At 32.3% G+C, this 14519-nt stretch carries 12 protein-coding genes; 9 read left to right on the top strand and 3 right to left on the bottom strand.

Annotated elements, in window-relative coordinates:
* The first annotated feature begins 121 nt into the window (after window positions 1-121).
* Window positions 122-2020 (top strand): membrane protein insertase YidC, encoded by a 1899-nt coding sequence (gene yidC / locus AC8GF4_RS11530; protein ID WP_506594788.1) that lies wholly within the window; start codon window positions 122-124, stop codon window positions 2018-2020.
* A gap of 648 nt (window positions 2021-2668) precedes the next feature.
* On the opposite strand, the gene AC8GF4_RS11525 is transcribed toward yidC, so the two are convergent.
* Window positions 2669-3637: a fasciclin domain-containing protein gene (locus tag AC8GF4_RS11525; protein ID WP_506594786.1), complete on the bottom strand. Its 969-nt coding sequence runs from the start codon at window positions 3635-3637 to the stop codon at window positions 2669-2671.
* A gap of 355 nt (window positions 3638-3992) precedes the next feature.
* Window positions 3993-4973 (bottom strand): fasciclin domain-containing protein, encoded by a 981-nt coding sequence (locus tag AC8GF4_RS11520; RefSeq protein ID WP_506594785.1) that lies wholly within the window; start codon window positions 4971-4973, stop codon window positions 3993-3995.
* A 415-nt stretch (window positions 4974-5388) separates the two neighbouring features.
* Between AC8GF4_RS11520 and AC8GF4_RS11515 the strand changes: the two genes are divergently transcribed.
* Together AC8GF4_RS11515 and AC8GF4_RS11510 are read left to right on the top strand one after the other, a co-directional pair.
* A complete protein-coding gene (locus AC8GF4_RS11515) occupies window positions 5389-6096 on the top strand; it encodes a toxin-antitoxin system YwqK family antitoxin (protein WP_506594784.1) in 708 nt (235 codons plus the stop codon).
* Between the two features lie 10 nt (window positions 6097-6106).
* A complete protein-coding gene (locus tag AC8GF4_RS11510; protein WP_506594783.1) occupies window positions 6107-6664 on the top strand; it encodes a DUF4956 domain-containing protein in 558 nt (185 codons plus the stop codon).
* Between the two features lies 1 nt (window position 6665).
* Here AC8GF4_RS11510 and AC8GF4_RS11505 read toward each other — a convergent pair whose 3' ends face one another.
* On the bottom strand, window positions 6666-8549 hold the full coding sequence (locus AC8GF4_RS11505; protein ID WP_506594782.1) for a PEP/pyruvate-binding domain-containing protein: 1884 nt from the start codon (window positions 8547-8549) through the stop codon (window positions 6666-6668).
* Between the two features lie 140 nt (window positions 8550-8689).
* On the opposite strand from AC8GF4_RS11505, the gene mnmA reads away from it, so the two are divergent.
* The 6 genes from mnmA (at window position 8690) to AC8GF4_RS11475 (ending at window position 14497) form a co-directional block, all read left to right on the top strand.
* Window positions 8690-9877, top strand: a complete 1188-nt coding sequence (mnmA, locus tag AC8GF4_RS11500; protein ID WP_506594780.1) for a tRNA 2-thiouridine(34) synthase MnmA — start codon at window positions 8690-8692, stop codon at window positions 9875-9877.
* Window positions 9878-10046: 169 nt separating this feature from the next.
* Window positions 10047-11660, top strand: a complete 1614-nt coding sequence (locus AC8GF4_RS11495; protein ID WP_506594779.1) for a S8 family serine peptidase — start codon at window positions 10047-10049, stop codon at window positions 11658-11660.
* A gap of 15 nt (window positions 11661-11675) precedes the next feature.
* Window positions 11676-12620, top strand: a complete 945-nt coding sequence (locus AC8GF4_RS11490) for an NAD(P)H-dependent flavin oxidoreductase (protein ID WP_506594777.1) — start codon at window positions 11676-11678, stop codon at window positions 12618-12620.
* A 33-nt stretch (window positions 12621-12653) separates the two neighbouring features.
* Window positions 12654-13067: a hypothetical protein gene (locus AC8GF4_RS11485; RefSeq protein WP_506594775.1), complete on the top strand. Its 414-nt coding sequence runs from the start codon at window positions 12654-12656 to the stop codon at window positions 13065-13067.
* Between the two features lie 178 nt (window positions 13068-13245).
* Complete coding sequence (locus AC8GF4_RS11480) at window positions 13246-14028, top strand: hypothetical protein (protein WP_506594773.1); 783 nt, start codon at window positions 13246-13248, stop codon at window positions 14026-14028.
* Window positions 14018-14497 (top strand): hypothetical protein, encoded by a 480-nt coding sequence (locus tag AC8GF4_RS11475; protein ID WP_506594771.1) that lies wholly within the window; start codon window positions 14018-14020, stop codon window positions 14495-14497. Before AC8GF4_RS11480 ends, AC8GF4_RS11475 begins: the two co-directional genes overlap by 11 nt.
* The last annotated feature ends 22 nt before the right edge of the window (window positions 14498-14519 follow it).

Raw genomic sequence — 14519 nt, 5'->3', positions numbered from 1 at the left:
TAAAATAGATTTTCAAAACTTTGATAATGTTATAAAATGTAACATTAAAGTTGTTTTGAAGACTAACGGATTCAGTTTCTAATTTATTTAAATTAGGAAGACGAAAAACAACAAAAATAAAATGGAAGAAAAAAAATTAGACCTTAACTCGGTTATAGGTATTGTATTGATAATTGGTATTTTTATTTGGATGATGTACCAAAACAAACCTTCGGAGGCAACTCTTGCTGCAGAAAAGGCTAAAAAAGAATTGGTTGCCAAAGAAGCACAAGCGAAAGCAGCTGCTGTAAAAACTATTGCAACTCCTGTGGCTGTTGTGTCTGGTGACTCTACTAAGTTGGCACAATTGCAAAAATCTTTGGGTGGTTTTGCGTATTCTGCAACTTTGCCTTCAGCAAAAAATGATATTACAACTATCGAAAACGAATATGTAGTTTTAAAAATAGCTAACAAGGGAGGCTTTATTGTTGAAGCTACTTTGAAAAATTTTGAAAAATTTAAGAAAAATTCAGGTCAATTGGTTTCTTTGATTAAAGATAACAATGCCGATTTGAATATTCAATTGCAAACAAGCGACAATAGAGTCTTGAATACAAAAGACTTGTATTTTGAACCTACATTGACTAAAGTTGGTGCTGATCAAGTGCTGTCTATGAAATTGAAATCGGGAGCCAATGAGTTTTTAGAATACAAATACAGTTTAAAACCAAACGATTATATGGTTGGTTTTGATGTACGTTCCCAAGGATTGAACAAAGTTTTGAATACAGCAAAGCCGTTGGATTTGGTTTGGGATATGAAAACATATAGAAACGAGAAAAGTATATCGTATGAAAACAGATATGCCGAATTGCGTTTTGATTATGAAGAAGGAAAACATGATTATGTAAATGGTGGTACAGAAAAAGAAGAGACTCCTATAAAAATAGATTATATTGCATTCAAACAACATTTTTTCACTTCTATTTTATTAACAGATAAAACATTTGAAAAAGCAAGTTTGAAATCAAATAACTTGGTTCTGGATGAAGAAAAAGACACTGTTTTTACTAAACATTTTAATGCTACAGTTCCGTTGGCTTTTTCAAATGGGGAATTAGATTATAAAATGAATTGGTATTTTGGACCAACTGACTATGCAACCTTGAAAGCATACGATAAGGACATGGAAAAAATTGTTCCATTGGGTTGGGGTATTTTCGGATGGATTAATAAATTTGTTTTTATTCCTTTATTTGGTTTTCTAAGTGGATATATTTCTTATGGTATTGCAATCATTATATTTACAATAATCATTAAGATCGCAATGTCTCCTATTACTTACAAATCATTTTTGTCTCAGGCAAAAATGAAAGTGTTGCGACCAGAGATTACTGAGTTGGGAGAGAAGTTCAAAAAAGACCCAATGAAAAAGCAACAAGAAACGATGAAGTTGTACAATAAAGCAGGAGTGAATCCAATGGCGGGTTGTATTCCAGCTTTGATTCAGATTCCATTTATGTATGCTTCGTTTCAGTTTTTTCCATCGGCTTTTGAGTTGAGACAAAAAGGGTTCTTATGGGCAGATGATTTGTCTTCATTTGACTCTATTTATCAATTACCGTTTACCATTCCTTTGTACGGTGATCATATTAGTTTGTTTCCAATATTGGCAGCTATTGCAATTTTCTTTTATATGAAAATGACTTCTGGTGACCAACAAATGGCAGCTCCGCAACAAGATGGGATGCCAGATATGGCTAAGATGATGAAAATGATGATTTACATCTCGCCAATTATGATGTTGATTTTCTTCAACACGTATGGTGCTGGATTGAGTTTGTATAACTTTATATCCAACTTAATTACTATTGGAATTATGTTTGTGATTAAAAATCATATTGTAGATCCGGAAAAGATACATGCTCAAATTCAAGAGAACAAGCTGAAAGAGCCAAAAAAACAAGGTAAGTTTCAACAAAAATTACAAGAAGTAATGGAACAAGCCGAAGCTCAAAAAGCAAAGGATAAAAAGAAATAAAAAGTAGTATATTTTATAAAAGCTCCCAATAATGGGAGCTTTTATGTTTTTTATGCTTTAGTCATTTATATTCAGCATGTGATGAATCAAAGTTTTGAAGGTCTTGTTGCGGTGCAAACGCTTTTTACAATTAATTGCTTTTTGGCTAACAGGTTATTTAGCCACTGATAACAAGGATTTAACAGATTAGAACAGATTTTTATTTATGGCGTTAAAAATTGAATTGAAGATGAAATTCGTTTTATCGTTCAAATCATTGGTTGTTTTTTTAATCCAGAATCCACATATGACTTCGTGACGAAACTAAATTATTCAAAAAAGGCAAGAGCTCACTTCCCGAAATCTTTCGGGATATTTTTCAAGATATAATACTTTTGTATTTTGAATTTAAAAATAGGAGTAAGTTCTTGGTTTTGAAGAAGAATTTAGTGACAATGTTTCTAATGCAGAATTTGGGTTTAAAGTGTTTGTCAAAGTCTAATTGTCATTACGATGGAATCTCATAAGTCGCCCCATGTGATTCTTACTTTAAGTTCTGAAGACAAGTAAAAAGGATGTAAAAAAGTATGTTATATTGAAAAAGCTCCCAATATCGGAAGCTTTTTCGTTTTAAACAAGTTTATATGTAACCAAAAAAATATATACATTTTAGAATGTAGGCAACAAAACTTTATCCAATACGTGTATTATTCCATTAGAACATTGTACATCAACAGCAATTATATTACAATTTCGTGCACTTACATCCAATAGTCGTGTTGGAGTGAATTTTACAGTAACGTTTTGTCCAGAGAAAGTTCCTACTACTTGGTTGTCTGTTAATTGAGTAGATTGAACGTTTGCTCCTGTAACTACATGATATTTTAAAGTTTTCTCAAGAACATTTGCCGGTATTGCAGCAAGTCCAGAAAACTTAGTTTCAGTCAAGAATGCTCCAAAAGCATCGTTCGTTGGTGCGAAAACTGTAAAAGGAGAGCTAGTTGTTCCAGATAATACACCTGCGAATCCTGATGCTGGGTTGTATGTTAATGCTGCTACCAAAGTGCTGAAACTTGCGTTTGCTTTTGCATGGTCTACTATTGTTGGTAGCCCGATTACGGCATCAACAATATGTATCACTCCATTTGAAGCCTTAACGTCTGCAGTAACAACTTTGGATACTCCATTTAATTGTACTCCTGAAGTTGTGTTTACATACATACTTAAGGTGTTGGTAGTAGAAGCACTTCCTTTTGCTAGAGTTTTGATGTATCCACTTTTTAAATCAGTAGATTTTACATTGCCACTCACCACATGATTCAGCAATATTTGAGTCAAAGCTGCAGTAGGTACATCTTTGATTGAAGTATAAGGAGTTGTTTTTAGAAATGCTGTAAAAGCGGCATTTGTTGGTGCAAAAACGGTAAATGGACCTGCACCTTGTAATGTTTTAGCTAAATCTGCTTTTGTTAATGCTTCTACTAATATTGAGAAATCTTTATTTCCAACTGCAATTCCTGTTATGGTTGTATCAGCAACTGGAGTTGTAGTGGTATCGTCGTCATTGTCGCAGGATATTCCTAGCGTTACTAATAGTGCAATAAATGCTAACTTCTTGAATTTTAATAGATTTTTCATTTTCTTGTTTTTTGTTTGTTTGATAATTAACTTATAATCTTAAACAAAACTATTAATTTATTTTATAAGTTGTTTATTAAAATTTAAAAAATAGTAAACAAAAAGACAAAATTTATGATTTTATTTGAATTTGTTTAATTTTATAAAGTGTTGAAAAACAGACTTTATATTGTTTTATTTGGTTTATAGTTCTTTTTTTGAAAGTAATAGTGTTAAACATTTTTTAATATTTGCTTACCAATTTGTTTGAGGATTGTTTTACAGCTGTTTGCTGCGAAAAAAAAACGGAAAACTTATTTTTAGATAAGTTTTCCGTTTACAATAAATTAAGATTATAGAAATTAATGCAATTCTTTTAGAATGTCGGCAATAATACTTTATCTAAAACATGTATTACTCCGTTAGAACATTGTACATCAACAGCTACAATATTGCAATTTCTATTATTTACATCAACTAATCGTGTTGGCGAGAATTTTACAGTAACGTTTTGACCCGAAAACATTCCGACTACTTGATTGTCACTTAAGCTTGTTGACAACACGTTGGCTCCTGCTAATACATGGTATTTTAATGTTTTTTCTAGTACATTTGCAGGAATTGCTGACAGTCCAGAAAAACCAGTTTCCCCTAAGAAGGATACAAATGCATCATTTGTTGGTGCAAAAACTGTAAATGGAGAACTAGCTGTTCCCGACAATATTCCTGCAAAACCAGATGAAGGATTATAAGTTAAAGCAGCTACTAATATTGAAAAATTTGGATTTGCAAGTGCATGATCTACAATTGTTGGTAATGGAATTACTGCGTCAACTATGTGCATTACTCCATTTACTGCCATTATATCAGCTTTTATTACTTTTGAAACTCCATTCAATTTCACTCCATTTGAAGTGTCTACAAACATACTCAAAGTGTTACTTGATGATGCTCCACCTTTTGCTAATGTTTTGATATAACCTGTTGTTAAATCGGTTGATTTAAGCTTGCCTTTTACAATATGATTGGATAAGATCTGAATCAATACTTCTCTTGGTACTTCAAAAATGGATTTGTAAGGCGTGGTTTTTAAAAACGATGTAAAAGCTGCATTTGTTGGAGCAAATACTGTGTAAGAAGTACCTTTTCCTGTCAGGGTTCCTGTTAAATCAGCTTTTGATAATGCTTCTGAAAAGATTGAAAAGTCAGGATTGCTTACTGCAATTTCAGATATGGAATTATTTACCTGAGCAGTTGGTGTCATTTCGGTTTCATTGTCATCTTTCGTACAAGAAAACACAGTTACTAATAAAAGTATTAGTACTCCTAATGGTCTGAATTTTAATAAATTTTTCATAATAGTTGTTTTTAAATGTTTGGTCAAATGTAATTTAATTTTCAATTATTATGTTTCTCATAAGTCTTAAAAAAACAAACCAAAAGTAAATATTATGATTTTTTTTTATTTTGTCTAATACTGAAAATCAGATAGTTGTGAATTTTGTATTGCAATATTTCTTGTTGTTTTCACTTGTAGCCTTTTGATTTTGAATGCATATTTTTTACTTTTATGAGTTGTTTTTGTTAAACAAAAAATCAATTTTTTAACCAATTTTTTCATTGTTTTTTTTATTTAGTAATTCATAGTTTATGTTTTTTAGTTAAATTTTGAATAGAATTATTTATGTACTTTTATAACCTAATAAAACGTTGCGATTTTATTGTTTTATTTTATATACTAATGTTTTTATTTTCAATAAATATCTAATATTATGTTTTCGATTTTAAGATTATTTCTTGCTTTTTTTTGCTTTCAAAGTATTTTTTCTCAAACTATTTCCAATCCAGTAGACGATAAAGGAAGAAAAGATGGTATTTGGAAAGGGTTTTATGAAGAGTCAGGGAGACAACGATATGAAGGAACTTTTGAACGCGGTAAAGAAATTGGAGTTTTTAATTTTTATGATGATACAAAGGCTAAAACCGTAATAGCAACCCGAACCTTTAGTTCAAAAGACAACACTTGCTACACAATATTTTATGACCAGAATAAAAATATAGTTAGCGAAGGAAAAGAAATCAATAAGTTGCATGAAGGATTATGGAAATATTATCACAAATCTTCAAAAACTATTATGACTTTGGAGAATTATAAAAATGGAAAACTTGAAGGAATTCGTACTGTATACTATCCTAGTGGTAAAATTGTTGATGAGACCATTTATAAAAATGGATTAAAAGAAGGGGTTTATAAAAAATATTCTGATACAGGAATTGTTTTAGAAAAAAGCTTTTTCAAAAATAATGAATACGAGGGGGAGGCAGTTTATAAAGATCCAAATGATCTTGTGATTGCAAAAGGGGTGTTTAAGGACGGTAAAAAAGTTGGTATGTGGCAGTTTTTTGTAGATGGAAAATTGACTAAAGAAGAAAATATGGATAAGCCAAAAAAACCACAATTCAAAAAAGATAAATTATAAATAGATTGATATGAATCTACTCGAATTGCTTTCCCGTTTTCTTTTGCTCACTTTTTCTGTTCTTTTTTTGTATTTTTTTTCGAATAGAAAGAACAAAGAAACGATCAATCCTTTGATTATAGTTGTTGGGTTTTGTACTTTTTCTTTGTGTTATTTGTTTACCAAAGTACAAATCGGAATCGGAATCGGTTTTGGACTTTTTGCGATTTTCTCCATATTGCGATTTAGAGCTCAAACTTTTTCACTCAATGCCATTATTTTTCTTTTTGCAACTATAACACTTTCTATTTTAGATATCTTGTATCCTCTCGAAAAATACGAAGTGTTGCTGTTTTTTCAATTTAGTATAGTCTCGTTTTATGTAATGGGATCTTTGATGTTTGTTAATGGAGCTTCTATTTATAAAAAAACCTGTAAACTGATTTTAAAACACGACGAATTTAATGCTCTTGATGAAAGCAACAGGAAAAACAAAATTGCCGAAAATGTTCCTTTTGCTGCTTTCGATTTTGAAATTGTTACTGTTAATACGACTTCCAATGAGGTCGAAATCTTGATTCTCTATTAGATTAATCATTAAAAACCCGAACTTGTTTGATGTAAAGTTCTCTTTTTTCTCCCACTATTTTGAATTCAATGTCTACTGGTTTTCGGTTGAATTTGTTCCAATAGTGATTCATTTTGGTTTCTATGTTCATACAGACTTTGAATAAACTGTTGATTTCAGCAATAGTTAACAAAGGCTTATTTTCATTTAATGTCGAATTGGAAACATAATCGACATCGAGATTACTGTTTTTGCTTCCAAATAAATTCAGGTCATAAGCCGTAAATTGCTCGCAGACTTCCCCTTTGTTGGGTTTTACAACCGAGTTTTCCCCTTTTTGAATATTGACCGTTATACCGCTGAAATCTTTTCGGAACAGATTTTTAGTAATGACAACACCATTTGCCAATTCATCCGGAAAGGCTCTGTGCACCAGTATTCCCATGGCAATTGTGCTTTGGTCAAGCCCAAATATTTCTCTTTCCCAATACGAACTTTCGTCCCAAACACTTGCCCAAACTTGCTTGATGGCTTTTTCGAATGATTTTATGGAATCACCCACAATTCCAGTTTTGGAATCGTATAATCCCGCTCCATTAAATCCATCAATATCTTCGGCATTGGTTGAAGACCGAAATCTGAAAATTTTAAATTTTTTTTGAGCTCCCAATTTTTGATTCAGCTCTAATATTAAACTTGGATCAACAGCTTTTTTCTTAATCGCTTTCCTGATTTTTTCCAATTGAACGTTAATCCATTGTATAGAATCTTTATTTGGATTTTTTAAAAGAGCTGTAATTAAGGGGAAAATAATTTTGTTATGAATGTGTTTGTTGTAATAATAAAACGGAATGGCATAAGCGTTTTCTGGAACTTTGAAAGTGGAATCTTTTGCGATAGCAATTAAACAAGATAAATTTTGAGCTTTAGAACCAATGTATTCGACTCCTTTTTTGTTTATTTTGGATAAATCAACGAGTCCGGTTATGGTAGTATCGGCAATAAGAGTTCGTTTTTTTTGGGAACGACTTGATTTTATTTTTTTGTTGGTTTCTTCAATATAAAAGGTGTCAACTGCAATTTGTAATTCCACTTTTTTATTCAAAAGGGATTTTAATTTTATGTCCGTTAGTGCCAAAGTATAGGCTATTGTTGGAATTTTTCTGTTTTTGCCCAAAATGACCAAATGACTCAAAGGCGTTTGTAATTCATTGACAATAATCCCTTTTACATTGGGCAACGTTTCTGGTGTTCCGTCCAAAATGATTATTTCGTCTTCTTTGGGTTTGATGGTATTTAAATCTTTGATTTTGTATTCTTTCAATATCCCAATGCAACTGCCTGAAACCACTTCTTGGTATTTTAATTGGTTGAAAATAAATTCGGAGGAGACACAGGGAAATTTAAATTGTCCATGGTTGAAAAGTTCAATCTTTTCTCGATCATTCAAATAAAAATTCAAGGATTTTCCAATAAAAGTAGTTTGCTGCACTATTTTGAAAAATTTTTCTATTAGTGTACCTGGCATTCGATCGGAAACGGCCAATTCAAAAATCCATTTGTCGGTTCCTTTTATATGGTTAAGATTTCCCAATAAATAATCCCGACCGGTTTCTTTATTACTGTAATTATTGGCATTGAAAACGTTCAAATCTTTATCGTAACCCAAATATTCGTTTGCAAATTGATAATGAAGCGGTATTAAAGTGCTGTTAAAATAGTATAGTTTTTGCGATCTCAAATCGTAAACTATTTTTACCGATTCAATATTGGAGAATTTATCCGACAATGGTTTTCCTTTTAATGATTTATAGACTTCATAATTAGGTATGGTTGCTACATAATTTTGCGCTTTGACTACGAGAGTGATTAAGAATAAGCATAAAATAGTAATTCGGCTTTTCATTTTTATCTTTTATTGAGTATTAAAGATAGATAAAAAAACATTAGTCCGGGTTATAACAGTATTGTTTTCATCAATCTCAATTAGTCTTAACTAGCTATATTATTTGTACTTTTGCAAAAGATTAAATTAAATTTTTTAAGATGAAACGTGTAGTTGTAGGTCTTTCAGGTGGAGTAGATTCAAGTGTTGCAGCTTATTTGTTGCAGCAACAGGGATATGAAGTAATAGGTCTTTTTATGAAGAATTGGCACGATGATTCGGTGACAATTTCCAATGAATGCCCTTGGCTGGAAGACAGTAATGATGCTTTATTGGTAGCCGAAAAATTAGGGATTCCTTTTCAAACGGTAGATTTAAGCGAACAATATCAGGAAAAAATTGTCGATTATATGTTTAGCGAGTACGAGAAAGGGAGAACTCCAAATCCTGATGTACTTTGTAATCGCGAGATAAAGTTTGATGTTTTTATGAAAATTGCATTAAGTCTTGGCGCCGACTATGTGGCTACAGGCCATTATTGCCGTAAAGGCGAAATTGAGGTCAATGGAGAAAAAGTATATCAACTCCTTTCGGGTGTTGATAGCAACAAAGATCAATCGTATTTTTTGTGTCAATTGTCACAAGAACAGTTGTCAAAATCTTTGTTCCCAATTGGAGAGTTAACAAAACCTGAAGTACGCGAAATTGCTGCTGAAATGGAATTGGTTACTGCCGAAAAAAAGGACTCGCAAGGACTTTGTTTTATTGGAAAAGTTCGTTTGCCAGAGTTTTTGCAACAAAAATTGCAACCCAAAGAAGGTTTGATTATTCAAATTGATAAAAACGACCCTATTTACTCTTTTGAAATACAAAACGAATTAACGGTCGAAGAACAATTGCTTTTTGCATCCAGAAGATTGCCTTATACTCCAAAGATGGGGAAAATAATGGCAAAACACCAAGGAGCGCATTATTTTACCGTAGGTCAGAGAAAAGGTTTGAATGTTGGTGGAACAACAGATCCATTGTTCGTTATTGCAACCGATGTGGAAACCAATACGATTTATACCGGTTTGTCTAGTACACATCCCGGATTGTTCAAAAAAGCTTTATTCATAGAAAAATCCGAAGTGCATTGGATTCGTGAGGATTTGGCTTTGGCCAATGGAGAAACGATGGAAGTTATGGCGCGTATAAGATACAGACAGCCTTTGCAAAAAGCGACCTTACATCAATTTGAAAACGGTATGTATATTTCGTTTGAAGAACCGCAATCAGCAATTACCGAAGGGCAGTTTGCCGCTTGGTATTTGAATGATGAGTTGATTGGTTCTGGGGTGATTTCTTAAACAGTTTAAGCTGGTATTTGAACCGTATAAGAAATGTAAGTTCATTTAAGTTTTACTTCCGATTATTGTTTATTTAAAAAGATTGAATTATAGTTTCGTTCGTATGTTTAAGCATAGTTTTATGAACTTATATTACAGGTATGGTTAACTCTTTTTTTCAGGATCGAATATGAAAAATAAATTGTTTTTAATATTGCTATTTTCCTTTTTTTTAGGGCATTCTCAAGAAGATGCTTGGGTGTATTTTATTGTCAAAAATAATTCTCAAACTTATTTTGACAGTCCTTTGAGTATGCTTTCACAAAGAGCTTTAGATCGAAGAGCGAAACAAAACATAACTTTGGATTTAAAGGATGTTCCTATTGATCCTTTTTTTATAAGTCAAATAAAATCAATTTCAAGAATTACTGTTATGGCCAAATCAAAATGGCTCAATGCACTTCATATTCGAGGAAATGTTTCGGATATTAATTCTTTAAAATCGTTTTTTTTTGTAAGTAAAATTGATTTTGCCAATAAGTCACTTAATTCAACTGGAAAAAAAGCTGAGACTTCCAAAATAAAAAGTATAAATAAAGTATTGGAAACGAAAGTTGATTTTGCGTATGGAAATGCAGCAAACCAAATCCAAATGCTAAATGGGCAAATATTACACCAGCAAAATTATACTGGCTCAGGAAAGATTATTGCCGTTTTAGATGCTGGTTTTCCTGGAGTAAATACAGCTCAACCTTTTCAACGACTTAGAGATAACAACCAAATTTTAGGAGGATATGATTTTGTGAATAGAAGTGCCAACTTTTACTCGGGGGACTCACACGGCACACTTGTTTTGTCTTCAATGGGTGGCTATAAAGTAAATGCACTTGTCGGAACTGCACCAGATGCCTCTTATTATTTATTTCGAACAGAAGATGCAGCAACAGAAAATCCTGTGGAAGAATCGTTTTGGGTTGAAGCTGCCGAAAAAGCAGATAGTTTGGGTGTAGATGTAATCAATACGTCATTGGGTTATTTTGATTATGACAATGCATCCTATAGTCATACTTATAATGAGATGGATGGAAAAACAGCATTTATAACAAGGGGAGCAGAAATTGCTTTTAGCCGCGGAATGATTGTGGTTGCTTCTGCAGGAAATTCTGGAACAACTGCAAATCCTCATATTGCGGCTCCAGCTGATGGAATTTCGGTACTTACCGTTGGAGCAGTGAATGCTTCAGAAACGGTTACTGGTTTTAGTTCCATTGGGCCTTCATTTGATGGGCGAGTAAAACCCGATGTTATGGCTCAAGGCCAATTGGCGGTTTTGTCTGATCCTTCTGGTAATATTGTTTCGGCTAACGGGACTTCTTTTTCGAGTCCGATTATGGCTGGTGTGGTGGTTTGTTTGTGGCAAGCTTTTCCAAATAAAACCAATTCAGAAATTAAAGATTTAATCACGAAATCAGCAGATCGATATTTAAACCCAAATGATCAATACGGTTATGGGATTACTGATTTTAGTCTGGCTTTGTCTAATGGTTTAGGAATTCGAGATTTTTCAAAAAAGAACATTTTTGTGTATCCTAATCCAACAAGTGATCTAAGTACCGTTTTTTTTTCAGCAGATTTTGATTCGGGAGTATTTCAAGTTTATTCTATTCTTGGGCAGAAAATACTGGAACAGATAATCACCAAAACTTCACCAATTATTTCATTGAAAGCACTGCAGTCAGGATTATATATCTACAAATTGGATTGCAATGGAAGTGTAACCACAGGAAAATTAATCAAACAATAAACCAGATTTTTTTATATGAACAAAATTACAAGCCTTTTCAATATTAAATACCCAATTATCCAAGGCGGGATGATTTGGAATAGTGGTTATAAACTGGCTAGTGCCGTAAGTAATGCTGGAGGATTGGGCTTGATAGGAGCAGGGTCTATGTACCCGGAAGTATTGAGGGAACATATTCAGAAATGTCAAAAAGCAACAGATAAACCCTTTGGAGTAAACGTTCCGATGTTGTACCCCAATATCGAAGAAATCATGAAAATTATCGTTGATGAAGGGGTGAAAATCGTTTTTACATCGGCTGGCAATCCTAAAACTTGGACTTCTTATTTGAAAGATAATGGAATAACTGTGGTGCATGTTGTGAGCAGTTCTGTTTTTGCATTAAAAGCCCAAGATGCAGGAGTGGATGCTGTTGTTGCCGAAGGTTTTGAAGCTGGCGGTCACAATGGTAGAGAGGAAACTACCACACTTACTTTGATTCCAATGGTGAAAGATAAAATTTCGATTCCGCTTATAGCGGCTGGAGGAATCGCATCGGGGCGTGGAATGCTTGCAGCTATGGTTCTTGGAGCCGATGGCGTGCAAGTGGGAAGCCGATTTGCTGCTTCTGTTGAGTCTTCGTCTCACGAAAATTTTAAGCAAACTATTATAAATGTACAAGAAGGCGGAACCCAATTGACGTTAAAAGAATTGGCACCTGTTCGGTTGATTAAAAATAAATTTTTTCAAGACATTCAAGACTTATATGCAAATTGTCCAACCAAAGAAGAATTGGTTGCATTATTAGGCAGGGCTAGAGCCAAGAAAGGTATGTTTGAAGGGGATTTGGAAGAAGGAGAATTGGAAATTGGTCAAATAGCAGGACTTATTAAAGAAGTTTTACCTGCAAAAGTGATTGTCGATACTATGATAGTCGAATTCGAAAAAGCAAAAAGCGAAGTTGTTTCATTTGACTTTTAAAATTGGTATATTTGTTTTACAAATTTTTTGATAATGAATAAATTAAAAATAGGTTTTATATTAATGTTTCTTTTTTTTGGTTTGAATCAAGGTTTTAGCCAATCCTATAAATTCAAAACTACAGGTTTAAGTATTTCTGTGAAAGGCGACAAAGGTAAGTTTGGCGATTGGAGCGAATTAAAAAAGGTTGACATATTGGTTAATTTGGATACCAAGAAAAATCGAGTGGTTATTTATTCGGAAGTGATTCAACTTTTTGAGATTGTAGAATTCTTGCCGGAAGAAGATACAAACACGGATGTTATTTATTCATTTGTTTGTAAAGACAATGGAGGTGAAGACTGTACTATTTCTTTTATTACAAGAAAAAATCAAGACAATAGAAAACAACTTTATGTCAAATATGAAGATAGAGTGCTGGTTTATAATATTGTTAATTTTGAGTAAAAAGCTAAGTTTTTTTTTTTTTTTGAATTTGGTTTAGTCGAATAAAATTAAAAATGAGCATAGAAAAACAATCCTATATAGAGCAGATAGTTGGGCAAAATTCTACCCAAAAATAGCCGAAAATGAACTTTTAACACAAGATACACTTATTTAAAAAAATAATTTGTTAATTTGCTTTGTGGAAAAAATAGGACATATAGAAATAAGAATAACAGGTTCAAAAGGTAATATTGAACTATCTCCCGATAATTATGACATTAGGGAGATAATTACTATTCTTGAAAATGCCGAAAATTTACTTTATCCTGGCGACAAAAAGGAAAGACCAATTATAAGCTACAATATTGAACAAGGTTCCGTAAAACATATACTTAAAACTTCAATCCAATTTATAATCGGTTTTAATGCTATAATTGGACAAGTTAGTAATATTCAAGAAATTGATTTTCTTGATTTACAGACAGCAAAAGCATTTGAAAATTTACAAAATATTGCGATAAAAAAGGATTATATTTTTAGTATAAAAACTTCATTAGAAAATAGTAATGAGGTGAAAGTTGACAGAACAACTCGATATATTAGAACTGAAGCAATTTGGGCTGATGCGGAATTCTATTTCTATGGTAAAATAACAAATGCAGGAGGGAAAGATAAAGCAAACATCCATATTCTTACAGCAGACTTTGGTACTATTCGAATTCAAACTCCAATTAGTTTTTTAGAAGATTACGAGGAAAATTTACTTTATAAATCTCTTGGAATTAGAGCATTAGGAAAACAACATTCCTCAACAGGAGAGATAGATACTACAACATTAAAATTCTTAGAGTTAGTTGATTATCAACCAAAGTATGACGATTTATATCTTAAAGGACTTCGTGAAAAAGCTAAAAAATCTTGGCTTGACGGCATTGATCCTGATAGTTGGTTAAAAGAAGTTAGAGGAGGTTATGATGCATAAATCAGTTTTGTTAGACACAAGTTTCTTTATAAGGTTTTTAAATGACAACGATCCTTTATTTAAAAATGCAGATGGTTATTTCCGATATTTTATAAAAGAAGAAATAACAATGATTATTTCGACTATTTCAATTGCTGAATATTGTGTTGGAGGAGATATTTATGAATTACCATTGAAAAATTTACAAATTGTTCCTTTTAATTTAGACCACTCAAAGAAAACAGGAGAATTTGCAAAAATAATTTTCAAAAACAAAGGCAAATTAAAATTAAACGAACGCAACATAATACCAAACGATACTAAATTATTTTCTCAAGCTCATTGTGAAAAAACTGTGGAATACTATCTTTCGTCTGATAGCGAAAGTTTGAAAATATACAATCTTCTCAAAGAAGAAACAAATCCGAAATTTATTTTTATCGATTTAAAAGTCCCGCATTATGAGACTTTTGGAATTTTAGACCTCTAAAAAAAGAACGATTGCCCAACAC

It is taken from the genome of Flavobacterium rarum (SeqCode) (assembly GCF_965234445.1).
Lineage (GTDB): Bacteria > Bacteroidota > Bacteroidia > Flavobacteriales > Flavobacteriaceae > Flavobacterium > Flavobacterium rarum.
Note: the sequence above shows the minus strand (reverse complement) of the source record. Positions and strands in the feature narration are given on the sequence as shown.